This is a genomic window from Hydrogenophaga taeniospiralis CCUG 15921 (assembly GCF_001592305.1).
Classification (GTDB): Bacteria; Pseudomonadota; Gammaproteobacteria; order Burkholderiales; family Burkholderiaceae_C; genus Hydrogenophaga; species Hydrogenophaga taeniospiralis.
Genome location: NZ_BCWR01000012.1, coordinates 124,251 through 142,937, shown reverse-complemented (window position 1 = coordinate 142,937; position 18,687 = coordinate 124,251). Strand labels below are relative to the sequence as shown.

Genomic DNA, 18,687 nt, shown 5'->3' with positions numbered 1-18,687 from the left:
ATTATTTGATGTAAACAATTGTTAGTGTCATTATGACTAGTAGCGCGCCTTCTGCGGACGATAGAAGCCGCAATGCGTGTCCAGCAGTGGATAGCGTGCGCACCTCGCTGCCGATACCTGTCCACGGAAGTGGGTCAACTCCACTTTGGTGGCCGGTGACTTGGCAGGAGGTGGCTGTTGTCGGGCTGTGAGTGGGCTGACGCGTCCCTCAGCTTGTCTGCCTCCGTAGGTGTGAGAGACTGCCCCACCCCCGAACCCACAGCACTCCTACCCAGGCCCACCCATCCGATGTCCGACTGGAAACACCAGCAAATGATCAAGGCCTCGGCCTGGCCGCTGGCCGCCGAGCTGCTTGCCCCCGATGCCGACTTCACGGCCCGGCTCGATGGGGGGCTGGTGCCCCTGCATTGGGCCTGCCGGGAGGGCAAGGCCGGACTGCTCAAGTACATGATCGAGCATGGCGCGAACGTGCACGACCACACCGACGATGGCCAGGGCATGCTGGAGCTGGCGCTCAAGTCGCGGAACTTTCAGTCGGTGATGCTGCTGATCGACCGGCTCAAGGCGACAGCCGCGCCAGCGCCCGACGAGGCGCTGAAGAAGCGTTTGAACGCCGCGTTCAGCACGGGCCACCCCGACGCCAGAAACCGCCTGCAGCAGACGCTGCGGGACTGGGAGCGCATCGCGAAAACAGCGCCTGCGCCCAGACCGTCTTGATCGACCGACAGGCCCCGAACCTCGCCTCATCTCAACGCTTCCCGCCGGCTTGAAACCCCGCCGTCGGCTTCGTACCATGGCGCTACCCCCCAACGCAGGAGCGCCCCATGTGCCGCAACATCAAGACGCTGTTCAACTTCGAGCCGCCCGCCAGCGAGCTGGAGATTCGCGATGCTTCGCTGCAGTTCGTGCGCAAGCTCAGCGGATTCAGCGTGCCCTCGAAGGCGAATGAAGAGGCGTTCGAGCGCGCGGTGGCCGAGGTGGCGGACTCTGCGCGGCGGCTGATCCGGTCGATGGTGACGAACGCCGAGCCGAAGAACCGCGAGGTGGAGGCGATCAAGGCGCGTGAGCGGTCAGCCCGCCGGTTCGAGGACGGCGCCCGTCGCTAGCGGCGTCAGCTTTGCGCTTCCGCCTCCGGCCACAAGCGCGGAAAGTAAAAACGCAGTGCATGCTGCGGCACACCCAGGCGCAGCTTGCCGTGGGGTGAGTCGGTTTCCAGCAGGCCGCGTTTGAGCAAGGCGCTCACCTGCGCCGTGGCCAGGCGCTCGCCCAGGCCGAGCAGGGCCTTGAAGTCGGCGCGCTCCATGTCGCCCTGGGTGGCAAAGAGGTAGTGAAGGGCGCGCAGCGCCTCGCTGCGCACGCCTTGTTTCACCACCTGCTCTTCAAATGCCAGGCAGGCGGCCATGCGGTCTTTCATGGTGGCCAGTGCGAGCGTGTCGGCCATGAAACCCACCTGGTCCAGGCACACGCCGAGCACGTAGGCGATCCATTGCTCCAGACCTCGCTCGGTGAGGTTGCCGCGCCCATCCAGATCGCCCGCACGGGGTTCGTCGGCGGCGGCGAGCCGGGCATAGTAGGTTTCCTGGCTGCGTGCAAACCCGCGCAGCGGCGACCACAGGCCGTTGCTCAGACCCAGATGGCCGAGCACCAGGTGGCTGTGCAGCCGGGCCACGCGGCCGTTGCCATCGCGAAACGGGTGAATCCAGGCCAGACGCTGATGGGCCGCGGCCATGGCCACCACCTGCATTTCACCGCGCCGCACCTGCCCATACACCTGCGTCCAGCGGTTCAGGAAAACGGGCAGGTGTTCGGTGGCGGGCGCGGCGTGGCGGCCCACGCTCACCTGCTGGGTTCGCAGTGCGCCGGGCTCCAGCCATTCGGGCGCCGCGCCGGGTGGCAGTTCGCTGGTGGGGATGGCCAGATCGGCCTGCGGCAGGCGCGCAAACAAGTCTTGGTGAATGTCTTGCACCGTCTGGGCCGACCACACGCGGGCCGTGTCCCACTGCGGCCAAAGGGTTTCGAGCTGTTGCTCGGTGGCGATGTGGGCCAGCGCCAGCCGCTGCCGGCGCGCCTTGTCGGCGTCTTGCGCGTAGTCGTTGCGCAGGGCTTGCTCAATCTCCAGCGGCAGGGTGTGCTGGCCCTCGATCTTGTTGGAGTAGTACGAGTTCATGGCCCGCAGCAGGCGGCGCAGACCACCCAGCGCACCGGGTTGGCACTGACCCGCGAGGCGGTCGGCCTGGCGGATCAGGTCGTTGGCCTGCTCCAGCAGTGGCCCCAGGCGGTGTTCGCCGGGCAGCATCGGCTCCATCTGGGACGGGTGGTCATACAGCGGGAATGTTTGCGACTTTGAATCCATGGTTAAGTCTATGATTTAACTGTAATATTTCAAAATCGTGCGAATATTTTTGCGATTTAAAATTCGGCTTCGGCTTCGGCTTCGGCTTCGGCTTCGGCTTCGGCCGCGTGGCGCATCGAACCGCTCCGCAGCCTCAGCCGCCCAGCATGTCCTGCGTGATCCAGCGCCAGTGCTCGGCGCTCACCGGCGTGATGGACAACCGGCTGCCGCGCTGGAGCACCACCATGTCGGCCAGCGCCGGCGTGGCGCGCATCTCGGGCAGGCCGATCAGGCGGGTCTTCTTCAGCGCTTGCACGTCCAGCAGCAGCCAGCGCGGCGCTTCCACTTTTGACTTGGCGTCGAAGTAGGGCGATTGCGGGTCGAACTGGGTCGGGTCGGGGCGTGTGCCCGAGGCCACGCGCGCCAGGCCGACGATGCCTGGCTCGGCGCAGCTGGAGTGGTAGAACAGCACGCCGTCGCCCACCTGCATGCCGTCGCGCATGAAGTTGCGGGCCTGGTAGTTGCGCACACCGGTCCAGGGCACGGTGGCCTGCGGGGCGGCCAGCGCGTCGTCGATCGAGCACTCTTCGGGCTCGGACTTCATCAGCCAGTACTGGGTCATCGCGGCATCTTATCGGGACCGGAGCGCCGACGCGATGCCCGGTGACAGCACCCTGCGCGCATTGCGGTTAGCCTACGCGGTTCGCCGCCCCGACCGAAACGCCCCCACATGCCACCCTCCCCAGCACGCACCGCCCCCCACGGCCTGCTGATCGCCAACCTGCTGGCCCAGCTCGCCTTCGGCCTGCTGGCCATGACCATCTGCCTGCCTTCGATGCAGGAGTGGGGCGCCATCTTCGGTACCGGCCAGGCGGCGGTGCAGCTCACCTTCAGCGGCTTTGTGGTGGCCTACGGTTCGCTGCAGCTGCTCTACGGCCCTCTGTCGGACCGCATCGGGCGCAAGAAGATCCTGCTGTTCGGTCTGGCGGTCGCGTTCGTCGGGTCGGTACTGGCGGCGCTGGCGACCAACCTGCCGCTGCTGGTGGCCGCGCGCGTGCTGCAGGGCGCGGGCGCCGCGGCGGGCATGGTGGTGGGCCGCGCCATGGTGCAGGATCTGTTTCAGGGCCCCGAGCGCACGCGCGTGATGGCCTACGTGGGCATGGCCATGGGCCTGTGCCCGCCGCTGGCCACCATCATCGGCGGACAACTGCATGTGCGCCTGGGCTGGCAGGCCAACTTCGTGGTGATGGCGGTGCTGGCGGCGGTGCTGTTCGTGGCCGCGTGGCGCGGTCTGCCCGACCACCAGAAAGCCACCACCGTGCAGCCGCACTGGCTGCGCGCCATGCTCTCGTCGTACGCGCGGCTGGGCCGCGAGCGGGCGTTCATCCTGTCGGTGGCGCTGCTTTCCATGACCACGGCCACCTTCTACGCCTTCCTGGGCGGCGCGCCCATCGTGCTGGGCAGTTACGGCGTGAAGCCCGACGGCATCGGCTACTACATCATGTGTGTGCCGGGCGCCTACATCGTGGGCAACTACCTCGCCTCACACATGGCGCATCGCACCGGCGAGCGCGTGATGATGCGGCTCGGTCAGGGCTGCACGCTGGCGGGCATCGGCCTTGTGGTGGTGTTGGCGCTGGCCGGGCTGAACACGCCGCTGGCGTTCTCGCTGCCCTTGATGCTGGTGGGCATCGGCCACGGCCTGCTGGTGCCGCCGGCGCTCGCGGGCACGGTGGGCCTGGTGCCCGCGCTGGCGGGCTCGGCCGCGGCGGTGGCCGGCCTGATGCAGCAGATGATGGGCGCCGTCGGCGGTTTTGCCGTCGGCCTGTTCCGCCACGAGGGCGCGCTCAACCTCGGGTGGCTGATGCTGGGCCTGGCGCTGTGCGGGGCCTTCGCGCAGTGGCTGCTGCACCGGCACCAGGCGCGCGCCCACTGAGCAGCCGAGCGCCCGTTTTCACACCCCGCCGTGCGGGTGCGTCGGATCCACCCACAGCACCTGCTCGGGCTTCTCCACCGGCTCGATGTCCAGGTTCACCGCCACCGCCTGGCCGTCGCTGCGGCACAGCACGCACTCCAGCAGCTCGGTCGGGCTGGCGTTGATCTCCTGGTGCGGCACATAGGGTGGCACGTAGATGAAATCGCCCGGGCCGGCTTCGGCGGTGAATTCCAGACGCTCGCCCCAGCGCATGCGCGCGCGGCCCTTCACCACGTAGATCACGCTCTCCAGCGGGCCGTGGTGGTGCGCGCCGGTCTTGGCATTGGCGTGGATGGTCACGGTGCCGGCCCAGAGCTTCTGCGCGCCCACCCGTGCGAAGTTGATCGCGGCCTTGCGGTCCATGCCCGGTGTGCTGGGCACGTTGCCATCCATCTGGTTGCCCGGCACCACGCGCACGCCGTCGTGCTTCCAGGCGGGCTCGTGGTCATGAGCGTGGGCATGCGGGTGATCGTGTTCGTGTGGCATGGCGGGTCTCCTGGCGAGGGAGCGTCCAGTGTGCCAGTCTGACCGCGCCTGTGCAGCCCCGGGCATTGCACCGCCTTCAAGCCGCCTACAAGCTGCCGTCACGCGGTCGGTGCCGCGGCACGCTCCACGCCGCTCAGGCGCCCGGCTCGCCGAGGTCCACCCGCCCCGGGTCCAGCTCCCGGATGCGCCGGTCTTCGTAATAGCCCCCATATTCGGTGTAGCGCAGGAAGGGCTTGCCGCACGCCTTGCAGGCCCAGACCTGGCAGCGGTTGCAGGGATGGAAATGCAGGGCGATGGGCGCTTCGGCCGACCACTGGTCCACGCCGGGCGGGCGATGCTCCTCCAGCGTCGGCTCCGCGTCACCGGGCAGCCACAGCGCGCCCAGCAACTGCAGGGCCTCGTCGCTGACCGTGCCTGGGAAAGAGTTCCAGCCAGAGCTGGCGAAAGGCGCACAGGCGGTGCAGGTTCCGCGCCACTGGCGCCGGGCGATGTCGAGCACTTCCTGTGCCTGCAGTCGGTTCGAAGCGGTCATCACAAATCGGGATGGAAAGGAAATGGGGTGGATGCAGTATCCACGCACCGCATGGCCTTGAAGGTATTGCTGCCAGCGCAGGACGGCGATCGCGCCCATCAGGGAAAATCGCCGGTCAGCCACTTGTCCGCCGAGGTCCCGTTTTGCCACTGCCCACGCCCCAGCCCCGCCAACCCATGCACACCCGCAAGGTCGAGTACCGCGGCTTCCAGCGCGACGATGGTCTGTGGGACATCGAAGGCGAAATGCTCGACACCAAACCCCATGCCTTCGAAATCGAAGGCGAGGGCGAGTGGGCACCCCACGAGGCGATCCACCACATGCACATCCGTGTCACGCTGGACGACGCGATGGTGATCCGCGACATCGCGGTGGCCATGGACGCGCACCCGCACGACCCCTGCCCACAGGCGATGGAGCCGATGCGCCGCCTGATCGGCGAGACGCTGGGGCGCGGCTGGCGCAAGACCATCGAGCGCCACCTGGGCGGCATCCAGGGGTGTACGCATCTGCGCGAGCTGCTGTTCAACCTGGCCACCGCCGCGTTCCAGACCCGCTCGGCCTCGTTCGCCCCCACGGCCGACGGCCGCCCGCCCATGCACCTGGGCCAGTGCCTGGCCTGGGACTTCAACGGCCCGGTGGTGGAAAAGGTCTACCCCATGTTTTTCCGTTGGCAGCCACCGGTGAAAGCCAAGCCGGTGGCCTGAGCCGGCGCCGGTGGGTCGATGCATCCGCGAACAAGGCGGAAATCACATCGGCCGGTCAGGCGTCGATCTGCATCGACGGACGCGCCTGCACCTTCTGCAGCCAGGCCAGCGTGGTCGGGTGCCCGGCCACCGGTGCCCCCAGGTAGACGCTGTAGCCGATCACCGAGGCCACGATCAGGTCGGCCAGCGTGTACGCCTCGCCGAGCAGCCAGGGCTTCTGGCTCAGGTGCCCGTCGAGCACGGTGAGCAGTTCGTCAATGGCCTTGTGCGCGGCGGTGCCGTGCGCGTCGTCGGGTGTGCCCATGTCTTTCGCGGCCTGCAGTCGAAACACCTGCGCGCCGTAGGTCACGTAAGACCAGGTGCTCCATGACATGGCCTGCAGGTGTTCGGGCGTGCCACCGGCCGGCCACAGGCCGCTCTTCACGCCAAAGGTGTGGCCCAGCCACAGCTCGATGGCCAGAGCCTCGAACATCGGCGCGCCGTCCACCGTCAGGGTGGGCACCTTGCCATTGGGGTTGAGGGCCAGGAAGTCGGGCCGGCGCTGCTCACCGGTGGTGATGTCGACCTTGACGCGCTCGTGCGGCACGCCGAGTTCGGCGAGGGCGCAGGCGACCGGGGTGGCGCTGGACATGGGGTGCCAGTAGAGAACGATCTTGGACATGAGGGGCTCCTTGAGGTGGTGGTTGGCGGGCCCGACACCGCGCCGAACCCGTGACTGCAATGTCGCGCCCATTGCGGACAGTTCTGGCCCTCAATGACCGGCACAAACGTTAGAAAACGTTAGAGTGCGGCCATGCTGTCATCGTCCTCGCGCCTGCTGCGCGTCCTCTCGCTGCTGCAGACCCGCAGCCACTGGGCCGGCCCCGAGCTGGCCGAGCGGCTGGCGGTGCACCCGCGCACGCTGCGGCGCGACATCGACCGGCTGCGCCAGCTCGGCTACCCCATTCACGCCAGCAGTGGCGTGGCGGGCGGCTATGCGTTTCGCGCGGGGCAGTCGCTGCCGCCGCTGCTGCTGGACGACGAAGAGGCGCTGGCGGTGGCCATTGCCCTGCAGATCGCCGCGGCCGGCACCGTGAGCGGTGTGGAAGAAAGCTCGCTGCGCGCGCTGGTGAAACTGGAACAGGTGATGCCCACCCGCCTGCGCCGCCGCACGCACGCGCTGCGCTCGGCCATCGTGCCGGTGCAGCGCATGGGGCCCACCATCGACGCCAGCGTGCTGGCCACCCTGGCCACGGCCTGCCGCGACCAGCTGCAGGTGGGGTTCAGCTACCGCGACCTGCGCGGCCAGGCCAGCGTGCGCCAGGTGCAGCCGCACGGGCTGGTGCACACCGGCCACCACTGGTACCTGGTGGCCTGGGACCCGGCGCGCGACGACTGGCGCACCTTCCGCATCGACCGCGTGCAGGGCACACCCCGCAGCGGCGCGCACTTCGCACCACGCCCGCCGCCCGCGGGCGACCTGCGCGCCTACGTCACCGGGGCGATGACGGGCGTGCACCAGGGCGACCAGGCGCGCGTGGTGCTGCACCAGTCGCGCGAGGTGATGGCGCGAACCATTCCCCCATCGGCCGCCACGCTGGAGGCCATCGACGACGCACACTGCCTCATGCTCTGTGGCGCGGGCCAGCTGGACTCGCTGGTCTACTGGCTCATGGCGCTGGACGTGGATTTTGATGTGCTGGAGCCACCTGTGCTGAAGGAGCGGCTGCGCCGGGCGGGCGAGCGGGTGGGGCGGAGTCTGGTGCGGGGTGGGGGGTGATGGCGAGGAAAGGAAAAGAGCGGTAGACCCAGACGTGGAGAGAAGGAGTTGATGCTTCTTCTGAGACAAGATCACGCTGGATAGCGCGCCCCCGTTACAGTTAATAGAACCAGCAAGGGGAGCTATGACAACCAACAAAGGCGCGATAACAGTACTCACCGACCCAAGTTCCGTTTCGAAGTTCTTGGAAGACGTGGTACAGGCTGCAGACAGCGATAGGGATGCCTTGGGCTTCTTCTCGCGGAGCGTTTACACAGACTTCTGCCGAAAGGGACAGCTGTTTGTTGCGCTCGCTTCAGACAACGAAGGCGAGTTCTATGCTGGCCATCTGTTGTTCGACATACGCTTTCCCAGAGCGCATGTTCGACAGATATACGTGCGCAAGTCTCATAGGGGTCGCAGCATCGGGCGGACGTTGCTGAATGAGATGAAACGCATGCTGACCGAGTGGCAGTTCATTTCAATTCATGCGCGCGTCGCTGAAGACCTCAGAAACGCAAACATGTTTTGGGAGACACAGGGGTTCTACCCACAACAGGTCGTCGTCGGGGGTGCAAGTCGAAATCGGATGATCGTGGTTCGCGCGCATGAGCTTGACACTCCCCAGCTTTTCGCGTCCAGCGGAATCAGCGCCGCAGATCCTCTCGGGTTGGATGTTGCTGTGGGTTCGGCAAAGCCGCTCTACCTTCTTGATCTGAACGTCCTCTTTGACTTGGGACCTCGCAGACCTCGACATGAATTAGCCATGAGCGTCTTCCGAGCGGAGAGACTAAAGGCCTGCTCATTGGCAATCAGCAGTGAGATCGTGACAGAGCTGAACCGCACTGCTCGTGAAGGCAAGACCGACCCGATGCTTGCTCTCGCAGCGACTCTCCCCAGCTTCTCAACGCCTCCCTCTGAAGAATGGGATCGCCTGTATCCGCTGCTTGCCGCGCTTGTGTTCCCGGAGCGCCACGAGTCGGGCTCGCTATCCGACAACGACAAGTCAGACCTGTTGCACCTCGCAACTGCAATTCATCACTGTCTGCCGGGCCTTGTCACAAGCGACGGACGAATCCTGGATCGTGCAACCGAACTGAGACAGCGATTCGGAGTGGACGCGATTTCTCCAGAGCTCTTTCAAGTTGAGTCAGGCCACCCCGGAAGTCCGGTGATACACGAGGCACATAGCGCCAGTCTCATTGAGGTCGATTCAGCTGTAGCCGGTGATGCAGCATCCATCAGGCGTCTTCTCACAACTTTGGGCGTTGACACAGCCACCCAGGTCAACGAATGGGCAGCAACCGATGGCGGAAGCTCTGCCTGCACAAGACATGTAGCGCGATTGAACGGTGTGGTCGCTGGCTACCTAGTGCTGCCTGCCAACATCCGTGACCATGAGGTACGCGCCCATATTGCCGTCGCGGAGGACCAGGAGGATGCCTATGAAATCGCGCAATCCCTGCTGAAACATATCTTGGGCATTGTGAAACCAGAAGCAGTCGTGCGTATCAGGTTGAACTGCCCGCCACGGCAAGCATCGCTTCGAGAAGTCGCGGCAACGTTCGGCTATGTCGCGTCTCAGTCGGAGTCAAACGACTTGCAGAAGATCGCAGCAAAGTGGCGCCTAACCGAGAAAAACTGGGCGACCTCCCGTGAGACCTTGATGACTATCGGAAAGATTGTGCTGCCCGACACGCCTCCGGTGTTTCGACATGTCGACCAACAACTCCCAATCCTGCGTCCGGATGGTCAGAGGGTATTGGTTCCAATTTTTCAGTTGGAGTCTTTGCTGGCCCCGATGCTCCTTTGCTTGCAAGGTCGAGAGGGTGTCATGGTCCCGATTCGCAAGGAGTACGAAGAACACCTGCTGGAAGACTCGCCCCAGGACAGCCTCCTCCCTCATGGGAAGGCCCAGCTTGCACCCTTTCGCCATTACCTGAGCGACAAGAAGACACTAAAAAACTTCTCGCGCGGGGATCTGATTTTTTTCTATGAAACAGTAAAGAACAAAGGAGCTGGTGCAGTCATCGCAGTTGGACGTGTGCTACGAGCGTACCTTCGAGACGAAGAAGGAATGCAGACCAGCGACCTGGCACCGTCGATATTGGACAGCAGCCGACTTTCCAGCATAGGGGTCTCGAAGACCAAGACCATCACTGTCTTCGACAATATGCTCCGCCTCTCAAAACCAGTTCCGCTTCAAGAGTTGAAGAACATGCGGTGCGGAGAAGCCCACCAACTCATCACCAGCCAGCGACTGTCTTCAGAGCAGGTTCAGGCAATCCTAGAAAAGGGCCTTTGATGCAATCCCCTCAGCATGTGCTCATATCACTCGAAGAGCGCCATGCAACAAACATCCTCGCAGGCACCAAGCAAGTGGAGCTCAGACGCAGAACAATGCATGTTGAGCCGGGCTCAACTGTTTGGCTTTACGTGAAGAAGCCTGTCGGCGCAGTGGTTGGCTTTGCCACAGTTGGGACGACCTATTCAGCTGCGCCGAACACGGTTTGGCGAAAGTATGGGGCCGTGTCTGGCCTCAGAAAATCTGAGTTCATGGCCTACTTTGAAGGATCTGGAGTGGCGTCGGCCATGGCTTTATCGGGCTCAAAGACATTGAAGACCCCCGTTACCCTTGATGCTCTCAGGGAGGCAATTCCAGGCTTCCATCCACCCCAGTTTTACTGCCGCCTTAGTTCTGATTTGCCGGTAAGGCTTGGAATCTCCGCCTCACACTTTTGACATCGTCATTGCAACTGGCATTCAGCCCTGCTGCTCTAACCAAGTCCGCCAGCTGCCCAGCGAAGTGATGTCGGTCCCCCCTCCACACCAACCGCCTCGCACACAAACCCGCTCACCCAAGACCCATCGGCCAGCTTGACCTTGCCGATGCCCAGCGGGGCGGGGATGCCGTCGACGAAGCTGCCGAAATGTTCGGCCGGCACTTCCCAGACTTCCATGTCGATCGCGGCGCCGCCTTCAGCGACGCGCACCATGCCGGGCCGCTGGACCGGGCCGCCGGCGAGGGCGTAGAACTTGTATTCGGGTGCGGACTGGACCGCGCCGAGCAGGCGCGCGCCGCGTTGGGTGAGTTGCCAGTTGAGCGGCAGGCCGCTGAGGTGTGCGCCGCAGACCGCGACCTTGACGGTGCCGGCGGTGTGGCTGCCTTTGGGCAGCCCTGTGCCGATGGCGGGGGTGTCGGCCAGCGGCGCGGCGGTGGCGCCGAGTGACAGCGCCGCCTGCGCGCGGTGGAAGCGGTCGGCCAGGCGCAGCAGGGGCACGTTCTTGTGCGCCAGCGCGCAGAGGGTCACCCCCCCAGGGCACGGCTGCGTCGTCGCTGGTGAACATGCCGGCGGGTACGGCGACGGCGGCGCTGCAGTCCAGCAGGTTCATGAAGTTGGTGTCGTGGCCCAGGTTCGAGTTCAGGCGAATCCGTGCAGCGGTTTGGCGTCGGGCGTAGCGCCTTGGTGGGCGCAAGCTTATGGAAACGAAAACACGTTTACAAGCAAGCCGTTCGGGTCCGCGACCATAAACCGCCTCATCCCGAATTCTTCATCGCAGATGCCTTGCACCACTTCAAAATCGCGGGCTTTCACTGCAGCGTACGTGGCTTCAACATCTTCGACCTGCACAGAGATGATGACGCCCTGTGGTGGATGCTGGAAAGGCCGTGGTGTGAACTCATGGTCGAGGCGCACGATGCCGATTTGAAGTTCGGGTTTTTCGGGCGACGCCATCTGGATGTACCAGCCCTTGTGCTCGAAACCAACGACAAAACCGAGCAACTCCATATAGAAATCGCGAGTCTCTTCCATCTTGTCCGTGCAGATGTTCGGAAGCAGTCGCGTGACGGTGGTGTCATTCATCGTGGTACTCCGTTTGGCTTGGTCCGTTCTATCAGCCCAACTTTGTTGTAGTCCTCGAATCATCGGATGTGCCGGGCGCCAAGCTGCAGCATTTGGACACCATTGGTCATCATGCGTTGACACGACCGTCCTACATTGCCCTCCAGACAACACAACACAAGGAGTGTCTATATGGACAAGTCAATGATGAAGGGGATCGCCGTGGGTGGGTTGGCCATGGTGGTGCTTGGGGCCGGTGCCGTGACCGGGTACGAGGCGTTGAACAAGCCGAAGTTCGCCGACGTGGTCGCGGTGAAAGAGGTCACGCAAACCGTGGTGACACCGCGGGAGCGCTGCGATAACGTGCAGGTGCGGCATCAGGCACCAGTGAAGGACGAGCACCGTGTCGCGGGCACCTTGATCGGTGGCGTGGCAGGTGGTCTGCTGGGCAGCAACATCGGCGGCGGCAACGGCAAGAAGCTGGCCACCGTGGCCGGGGCGGTGGCCGGGGGTTACGCGGGTAACCAAGTGCAAAAGAACATGCAACGGAACGACGTGGTCACGACGACCGAGCGCCGCTGCAGGACGGTGAAGCTCAAATCGCAAAGGCTGGTCGGGTACGACGTGACCTACCGGCTCGAAGGCCAGGAAGGCAAGGTGCGCACCTCCTTCCAGCCGGGCGCCACGTTGCCGGTGAAGGATGGTCAAGTGGTGGTCACGCCGCCGCCTGAGCTGCGTTCGTAAGTCGGGCATGAACATACATAGATATTATTTTTTGACGAATAAAAATTCATCTATGTTGTTCGATGGGCCTGTGCTTACCGGATGATTCCGGTCGGGAGTGAGTGCTCGCATGGTTGAGGCGTGCGCTTGTTCCTGCTATAAACATACATAGATTTTGTTTAATTTGAGTTTTTAAAACTTCTATGTATGCCCAAACAGAACATCAGCCCCGCAGCCTACCCCCAGGCCGTCCTTCAGGAGATTGAGCGCCTGGCGCAGAACATCGTCGTTGCCCGCAAGAGGCGCGGCGAGACGCAGTTGCAATGGGCCAGGAAGCTGGGGGTGTCGCCGCCGACCATGGCCCGCATCGAGCGCGGGGACCCGTCCGTGGCAATGGCCTCGTATGTGATGTGCCTGTGGCTGATCAACCAGACCGTCGGCCTGGCGGACCTGGTGGCCCCGGCCAACGATCACGCGGCGCTGGAGCGCGAAGTCACCCAGGTTCGCCAGAAGCTCCGGTCCAGAAAGCCGGCCAGTCCCCGGGCGGGTGCCCGGGTGCCCTCCCATGCGCCACCGTCCACGCCGGTGGTTTCCAGTACCAGCCATCCCACTGCCGCCGGGCTGGCGTCGCTGTTGCAGGCATCCCGGAAATCGGCACCATGAGCGCGCCCGCCATCACCGCGGGCAGCTATGTGCCGCAGGACACGCTGTTCGTCTGGGCCCTGGTCAACCCGGCGGTGCCCACCCTGGTGGGCAAGCTCCAGCTGTCCCAACTGGTGCCCGACTGCGCCACCTTTGCCTACGACGCATCGTGGTGGCAGTTTCCATTGAGCGAGGACTTGCCTCTGGTGGAGGGCCAGACTTTTTCTGCGGGTGAAAAAGGCAGTGCGCCGGGCGCGATCGACGACGCGCGACCGGACCGCTGGGGCGAACGCATCATTCGCCAGATCGAGCGTCCGGCGCGCCTGTCGGTGTTGGAAATGCTGCTGTTCGCGGGTGACGACCGCTTCGGTGCGCTCGGGGTTTCGGTGTCGGCCGAGCAATACATCCCACGCCGCCTGGGGCCCTATCCGGTGCTCGGCGATCTCGCTCGGCTCAGCGCCGCCGTCGAAGACGTGCAGACCCAGGCCCCGATCACGGCGGACCTGCAGCGCCTGATCCAGCCCGGCGTGACCCTGGGCGGAGCGCGCCCCAAGGCTTTGCTGCAAACCGATGCCGGCCCCTGCGTGGTGAAGTTCAGCGAACTGGACGACGCGGTGGACACGCCGCTGGTGGAGCACGCGACCCTGACGCTGGCTGCGATGGCGGGCATGCATGTGGCGACCACCGGCGTGCTTCCCCTGCCGTCGCGCCACGGCAAGACCCGCCATGCGTTGACCATTGAGCGGTTCGACCGTTTGGGCGACATTCGCCTGCACTGCCTGTCGGCCAAGACGCTGTTGCGCGCAGCGCGCCTGCCCGAGAGCTACGGCGCGCTGGCCACGGTGCTGCTGCGCCTGGGCCACCCGGACCGGCAGGGCGCGATGCGCGAAGAGCTGTTCCGGCGCATGGTGTTCAACATCCTCATGGACAACACCGACGACCACGAGCGCAACCACAGCGTGCGGCTGACGTTCGACGGTTACCACGAACTGACCCCGGCCTACGACGTGGTGCCCACGCTGCAGAACCTGGGCTACCAGGCCATGTCGGTGGGCAGCGCTGGAGCGGCGTCGAGCCTGGACAACGCGTTGACGGAGTTGAGCGAGTTCGGCATCAAAAGGGCGCGGGCCATTGAGTTGATCCAACAGGTCGCGCGCACGGTGGATGGGTGGGAAGCGCATTTCACGCAACTGGGTGTGAGCGTTGCCGACCTGGAAATACTGCGCGCCAGCATCGACCGCGATGCCCTGCGCCTGCAGCGCAAGGCGTATTGCTGAACGATCGCATTCAGGTCCGCGTTGTCCGACGCATGGGCCTTGAAGCTGCGTGAGCGCCACTTCATGGGATCGTGGCGCGCTCAGTGCAGCTTGACCAGCGGCGTGGCGCGCTTGACGAGAAAGCGCGCCACCGCCAGCACGGCGGTGCGCAGGCTGCCCAGCACCGCCTGGTGGTGCAGCAGGTGCAGGCTCACGTACATCGTGCGCGCCAGCGCACCCTGCACATACCAGGTGGAGCGGAACAGGTTGCCCATGAGGTTGCCCACCGAGGTCTGCGTGCCCACCGACACCAGGGAGCCGTGGTCGCGGTAGACATAGGCGCCGTTCCGTTCGGGCCGACCCATGGCGCGTGCCGTCAGCGTCTGGTAGAGGTGGCTGGCCTGCTGGTGCGCGGCCTGCGCGCGCGGGGGCACCCAGCCGCCGCTGGCGGTGGGGCAGGCCGCGCAGTCGCCCAGGGCGAAGATGTCGGTCTGGCCCTTCACCCGCAGCGTCGGCTCCACCTCCAGCTGTCCGCTGCGATTCGTGGGCAGGCCCAGCGTGGCCAGCATCTCGGGCGCCTTGATGCCGGCGGCCCACACCACGAGGTCGGCGGGGAACACGCGCCCCTCGGCGTCTTCCACCTGGGTCGGCGTGATGCGCGCCACGCGGCAACCGGTCTCGACCGCCACATGGCGTTCTTTCAGCAGCGTCGTGGCCGCCTGCGACACTTTTTCGGGCAGGGGCGCGAGGATGCGCTCTGCGCCTTCGATCAGGGTGATCTGCACGTCGCGCTGCGGGTCGAGCCGGCGAAAGCCGTAGCGCGAGTGCACCACGCTGGCCTCGCGCAGTTCGGCGGCCAGCTCCACGCCGGTGGCGCCGCCACCGATGATGACGATGCGCACCTGGCCCGGTGTGCCCGCGCTCTTGCGCAGCTCGGCGGCCGTGAGCAGCTTGAGCATGCGCAGGCGAAAGTGTTCGGCGTCGGCCGGCCGGTTCAGCGACAGCGTGTGTTCGGCCGCCCCGGGCACGTTGAAGTGGTTGGCCGTGCTGCCCACCGCCACCACCAGCTGATCAAAGGCCAGGCGGCGGGCTGGCACCAGCTCTTCGCCGTGTTCGTCCAGCACCGGCGCCACCTGGATTTCCTTGCGCGCCAGGTCCAGCCCGGTGAGGGCGCCCAGGCAGAAGTTGAAGCGGTTGTCGTGCGCCAGCATTTCGTACGACAGGCCTTCCTGGTGGATGTCCAGCGTGCCCGCGGCCACCTCGTGCAGCGAAGGCTTCCAGATGTGGAACAGCTGCTGGTCCACCAGGGTGACCTGTTCCACGCCGAGTTTTCGGCCCAGCTTGCAGGCCAGTTCCAGGCCGCCTGCGCCGCCGCCCACGATCACGATGCGAATGTTCATGAAATCTCTCTTGTGTAACGGTGTGTGTGACCTTGTCCGCGCTCTTGCAGTCAGAGGTTCCCATTTTCCGGCCTGGGCGTGCGCGACAGACCTGCCCGCGCGTGGGGGTACGCGGGCAGCCCGTTGCGCGCCGCCCCCACAACGCCCACACTACGCGCTCCACGGCCCACCCGGCGACAACCGAACCCGGTGACCGGCGGGCGTGGTGAGGGCACTTGTGTGCGATACCGCACAGAAGCGGCCAGGGAGTGATCGGAAACTTGTCGGTTCACGATTCGGCGCTTACCCCTAACGGAGTTCACCATGTCAGGCCAGACCTACCGCATCGAGAGCGAATCCCCCATCGTGAGTCCGCTGCTGCCCGAGTCGGGTCACGCGGAAATCTGGCTGGACGACGGCGAGCTGGCGGTGGTGGTGGCCGCCAAGAGCCACACCGTGCCGGGCGGCCGTGAAATCCGCGTGGTGCACGTGCCCACGGGCGAGGTCGTGTTCCGCAAGGCGGACGAACGCGACCGCGAGCCGGGCGAAGGCGCAAGCGTCGGCGTTGGTTGAGCCTTCGCGGTCCGGGCTATAAACCGGCATGGAATTTTTCAGCTGGTTGCCCCCCTCCCTGATCGACTGGTTGCCCACCCTGGGCGTGGCCTTGCTGGTCGCGCTGGTCGCCGAGACCGTCTACCAGATCGGCAAGCGCATTTTCCTGCGGGCCACGCGCGCCGCACCCGTCACCGCCAGCATGGGCAGGGCCGTGCAGGCCCCTGCCCATGTATTGCTCTACCTGCTGGCGCTCAACCCGGTGTGGCAGCGCGTGCCCGCCGGCGTGGCCTGGCTTCCTGGCGCCGAGCGCTGGACGGCGCTGCTGCTGATCGGCGCTGTCACCTGGCTGCTGGCCCGTGCCGTGCATGGCGTGGCCCGCGGCGTGATCGAAGCCAACCCGCTGGTCGGCTCGGACAACCTCGTGGCGCGCCGCATCCAGACCCAGACCCTGGTGCTGTCGCGCGTGTCGCAGGGCCTGGTGGTGCTGATCGGGGTGTCCCTGATGCTGATGACCTTTCCCGCCGTGCGCCAGGTGGGCGCCAGCCTGCTGGCCTCGGCCGGCGTGGTCGGCATCATCGCGGGCTTCGCCGCGCGCCCGGTGCTGGGCAACCTCATCGCCGGCCTGCAGATCGGACTGAGCCAGCCGATCCGCATCGACGACGTGGTGATCGTCGAAAACGAATGGGGCGTGATCGAGGAAATCACCGGTACCTACGTGGTGGTGCGCATCTGGGACCAGCGCCGCCTGATCGTGCCGCTGCAGCACTGGATCGAAAAACCGTTCCAGAACTGGACCCGCAGCACCTCCGAACTCATCGGCACCGTGTTCCTGTGGGTGGACTACCGCATGCCGCTGGAGCCGCTGCGCGAGGCGCTGCAGCAGGCCTGCGAGTCGTCCCCGCACTGGGACCGGCGGCTCGCGCTGCTGCAGGTGACCGAAGCGGGCGAGCGCGCCATGCAACTGCGCTGCCTGGTGACCGCCGCCTCGGCCCCGGCCGCGTGGGACCTGCGCTGCCATGTGCGCGAACAGCTGATCCACTTCATCCAGAACGAGTACCCGCAGTGCCTGCCCCGGCAGCGCGCGGACGTGGCGCTCGAAGAGCCACGGGTTGCGCCCTCACCCGTGGGCGGGACGCAGGCGCCCGCCGAGCCGGTGGACGGTGGTGCCGAGCAGATGGAAACGCCGCGGAGCCGCAGCTGAAGTGAGGCACCCCCGCCGCGCTGCGCGCGACCCCCTTGAGGGGGCGATACCAGTCGTCCGGCAAAGCCGGCCCGACGGTATCTCTGGAATGGGTCACTTCTCGCCGGAGAGGCCAGTGGTGCTTGGACCGTTTCATGCCTTGCGGGTGGCGCTCAGCCCACCACGCCAAACCGGAACTCGGTGCGGGCCCGGTAGGGCCGCTCGGGGGCCACGCGGTTGAGCGGAAACGCCGGGCAGTTGGGGGCGTTGGGGTATTGCTGGGGTTCCAGGCAGAGCCCGGCGCGGGGCCGGTGGTGCACCCCCTGTTTGCCCACGTCGGGCGCCGTGCCGTTGCCCAGCTGACCCGCGGTGTACACCTGCAACACCGGCTCGGTGGACCAGACTTCCAGCGTGCGGCCGCTCGCTGGGCTGCTGGCGCGGGCGCACAGGCGCAGCGATGCAGGCTGGTGCAGGGTGTCGATCTGGTAGGCGTGGTCGATGTCGGGCACATCGCCCAGCCGCTGCGCTGTGCGCAGGTCCAGCGGGTGGCCTTGCAGCGCGGTGCGTTCGCCGGTGGCGATGTGGTCCGCGTCCGTGGCCAGCAGGTGGCTGGCTTGAACTTCCAGGCGGTGGTCGTCGATGGTGGTGTGGCCCGGGCCGTCGAGGTTGAAGAACACGTGGCTGGTGAAGCTGGCCGGGCCGCTGCCTTCGATAGCGGTGGCCTCGTGTTCGATCACCAGTTCGTTGCGCTCGCTCAGGTGGTAGCTCAGGCGCAGGTCCAGCGTGCCGGGAAAGCCGTCGTCGGCGGGGGTGAAGCGGTGCTGCAGTTCTAGGGTGTGGTCGCTGGTCTGGCGCGCCTCGAACACCCGGTGGCGCGTGCCGCGTGGGCCGCCGTGGAGGCAGTGCGGGCCGGCGTTGGCCATCAGGTGGTGCTCTACGCCGTCGAGCGTGAAACGCGCCTGCGCGATGCGCCCGGCGTAGCGGCCGATGAAGGCGCCCATGGACGGCGCACCGGCCAGCACGGCCTCGAGGGATTCGTAACCCAGCGCCACGTCGCCCGGCACGCCGTGGCGGTCCGGCACCACGATCTGCAGCACCTTGGCGCCGAGGCTGGTGATGGCCACAACCATGCCGCGCGCATTGCGCAGCCGGTACAGGGCGGTGGGGCGCCCTTCGACCTCGCCCACGAAGCGGGCCGGGTCCAGCAGGGCAAGGGTTTCGTGCGGGTTTGCCATCAACGTAAGAATAAAACGCAAGGCCGATGCATGAAAGGGTGCCACCCAGGGCACCGCCGGGCCGGCGTTGCCGGACGGCCAGTGCCGCCCCCTTGGGGGTCG

General features: G+C 65.8%; 20 protein-coding genes. 11 read left to right on the top strand and 9 right to left on the bottom strand.

What is annotated here, in order from left to right; translation table 11 throughout:
• The first annotated feature begins 288 nt into the window (after window positions 1-288).
• On the top strand, window positions 289-717 hold the full coding sequence (locus HTA01S_RS16255; RefSeq protein ID WP_157572140.1) for an ankyrin repeat domain-containing protein: 429 nt from the start codon (window positions 289-291) through the stop codon (window positions 715-717).
• A 107-nt stretch (window positions 718-824) separates the two neighbouring features.
• Window positions 825-1,106, top strand: coding sequence for a DUF2277 domain-containing protein (locus HTA01S_RS16250; protein ID WP_068173761.1), 282 nt, complete (start codon window positions 825-827; stop codon window positions 1,104-1,106).
• 5 nt (window positions 1,107-1,111) lie between these two features.
• On the opposite strand, the gene HTA01S_RS16245 is transcribed toward HTA01S_RS16250, so the two are convergent.
• Window positions 1,112-2,353: a Fic family protein gene (locus HTA01S_RS16245; protein ID WP_068173758.1), complete on the bottom strand. Its 1,242-nt coding sequence runs from the start codon at window positions 2,351-2,353 to the stop codon at window positions 1,112-1,114.
• A 133-nt stretch (window positions 2,354-2,486) separates the two neighbouring features.
• A complete protein-coding gene (locus HTA01S_RS16240) occupies window positions 2,487-2,954 on the bottom strand; it encodes an EVE domain-containing protein (protein WP_068173756.1) in 468 nt (155 codons plus the stop codon).
• A gap of 108 nt (window positions 2,955-3,062) precedes the next feature.
• On the opposite strand from HTA01S_RS16240, the gene HTA01S_RS16235 reads away from it, so the two are divergent.
• A complete protein-coding gene (locus HTA01S_RS16235) occupies window positions 3,063-4,268 on the top strand; it encodes a multidrug effflux MFS transporter (RefSeq protein WP_068173754.1) in 1,206 nt (401 codons plus the stop codon).
• Window positions 4,269-4,286: 18 nt separating this feature from the next.
• Here the strand turns inward: HTA01S_RS16235 and HTA01S_RS16230 are convergent, their stop codons facing one another.
• Together HTA01S_RS16230 and HTA01S_RS16225 are read right to left on the bottom strand one after the other, a co-directional pair.
• Window positions 4,287-4,793 (bottom strand): cupin domain-containing protein, encoded by a 507-nt coding sequence (locus HTA01S_RS16230; protein WP_068173753.1) that lies wholly within the window; start codon window positions 4,791-4,793, stop codon window positions 4,287-4,289.
• A gap of 133 nt (window positions 4,794-4,926) precedes the next feature.
• Window positions 4,927-5,325, bottom strand: a complete 399-nt coding sequence (locus HTA01S_RS16225) for a hypothetical protein (RefSeq protein WP_157572139.1) — start codon at window positions 5,323-5,325, stop codon at window positions 4,927-4,929.
• Window positions 5,326-5,501: 176 nt separating this feature from the next.
• On the opposite strand from HTA01S_RS16225, the gene HTA01S_RS16220 reads away from it, so the two are divergent.
• On the top strand, window positions 5,502-6,032 hold the full coding sequence (locus HTA01S_RS16220) for a DUF2889 domain-containing protein (RefSeq protein WP_245638104.1): 531 nt from the start codon (window positions 5,502-5,504) through the stop codon (window positions 6,030-6,032).
• A gap of 55 nt (window positions 6,033-6,087) precedes the next feature.
• Here the strand turns inward: HTA01S_RS16220 and HTA01S_RS16215 are convergent, their stop codons facing one another.
• Window positions 6,088-6,693 (bottom strand): glutathione S-transferase family protein, encoded by a 606-nt coding sequence (locus HTA01S_RS16215; protein WP_068173745.1) that lies wholly within the window; start codon window positions 6,691-6,693, stop codon window positions 6,088-6,090.
• Window positions 6,694-6,825: 132 nt separating this feature from the next.
• Here HTA01S_RS16215 and HTA01S_RS16210 point away from each other — a divergent pair, with 132 nt between their 5' ends.
• Entirely contained in the window at window positions 6,826-7,791 is a 966-nt protein-coding gene (locus tag HTA01S_RS16210) for a helix-turn-helix transcriptional regulator (protein ID WP_068173744.1), read from the top strand.
• 124 nt (window positions 7,792-7,915) lie between these two features.
• Window positions 7,916-10,075, top strand: coding sequence for a GNAT family N-acetyltransferase (locus tag HTA01S_RS24815; protein ID WP_084236162.1), 2,160 nt, complete (start codon window positions 7,916-7,918; stop codon window positions 10,073-10,075).
• A gap of 472 nt (window positions 10,076-10,547) precedes the next feature.
• Here the strand turns inward: HTA01S_RS24815 and HTA01S_RS16200 are convergent, their stop codons facing one another.
• Both HTA01S_RS16200 and HTA01S_RS16195 read right to left on the bottom strand, forming a co-directional pair.
• Window positions 10,548-11,081 (bottom strand): allophanate hydrolase-related protein, encoded by a 534-nt coding sequence (locus HTA01S_RS16200; protein ID WP_068173740.1) that lies wholly within the window; start codon window positions 11,079-11,081, stop codon window positions 10,548-10,550.
• 168 nt (window positions 11,082-11,249) lie between these two features.
• Window positions 11,250-11,636, bottom strand: a complete 387-nt coding sequence (locus HTA01S_RS16195; protein ID WP_068173738.1) for a VOC family protein — start codon at window positions 11,634-11,636, stop codon at window positions 11,250-11,252.
• Window positions 11,637-11,807: 171 nt separating this feature from the next.
• Here HTA01S_RS16195 and HTA01S_RS16190 point away from each other — a divergent pair, with 171 nt between their 5' ends.
• The 3 genes from HTA01S_RS16190 to HTA01S_RS16180 all read left to right on the top strand — a co-directional run bounded on the left by HTA01S_RS16190 (window position 11,808) and on the right by HTA01S_RS16180 (window position 14,257).
• Window positions 11,808-12,359, top strand: coding sequence for a glycine zipper 2TM domain-containing protein (locus HTA01S_RS16190; RefSeq protein ID WP_068173736.1), 552 nt, complete (start codon window positions 11,808-11,810; stop codon window positions 12,357-12,359).
• 186 nt (window positions 12,360-12,545) lie between these two features.
• Window positions 12,546-13,001: a transcriptional regulator gene (locus HTA01S_RS16185; protein ID WP_068173734.1), complete on the top strand. Its 456-nt coding sequence runs from the start codon at window positions 12,546-12,548 to the stop codon at window positions 12,999-13,001.
• The gene (locus tag HTA01S_RS16180) at window positions 12,998-14,257 is read left to right on the top strand and encodes a type II toxin-antitoxin system HipA family toxin (protein WP_068173732.1); all 1,260 of its coding nucleotides are present in this window, start codon (window positions 12,998-13,000) and stop codon (window positions 14,255-14,257) included. Before HTA01S_RS16185 ends, HTA01S_RS16180 begins: the two co-directional genes overlap by 4 nt.
• Window positions 14,258-14,337: 80 nt before the next feature.
• Here the strand turns inward: HTA01S_RS16180 and HTA01S_RS16175 are convergent, their stop codons facing one another.
• Window positions 14,338-15,636: an NAD(P)/FAD-dependent oxidoreductase gene (locus tag HTA01S_RS16175; RefSeq protein ID WP_068173730.1), complete on the bottom strand. Its 1,299-nt coding sequence runs from the start codon at window positions 15,634-15,636 to the stop codon at window positions 14,338-14,340.
• Window positions 15,637-15,939: 303 nt separating this feature from the next.
• On the opposite strand from HTA01S_RS16175, the gene HTA01S_RS16170 reads away from it, so the two are divergent.
• Window positions 15,940-16,188 (top strand): hypothetical protein, encoded by a 249-nt coding sequence (locus HTA01S_RS16170; protein WP_068173728.1) that lies wholly within the window; start codon window positions 15,940-15,942, stop codon window positions 16,186-16,188.
• Between the two features lie 28 nt (window positions 16,189-16,216).
• Window positions 16,217-17,371 carry a mechanosensitive ion channel family protein gene (locus HTA01S_RS16165; protein ID WP_084236159.1) on the top strand — a complete coding sequence of 385 codons (1,155 nt, stop codon included), beginning with the start codon at window positions 16,217-16,219 and terminating at the stop codon, window positions 17,369-17,371.
• A 152-nt stretch (window positions 17,372-17,523) separates the two neighbouring features.
• Here HTA01S_RS16165 and HTA01S_RS16160 read toward each other — a convergent pair whose 3' ends face one another.
• On the bottom strand, window positions 17,524-18,585 hold the full coding sequence (locus HTA01S_RS16160; protein ID WP_068173725.1) for an aldose epimerase family protein: 1,062 nt from the start codon (window positions 18,583-18,585) through the stop codon (window positions 17,524-17,526).
• Window positions 18,586-18,687 lie beyond the last annotated feature (102 nt).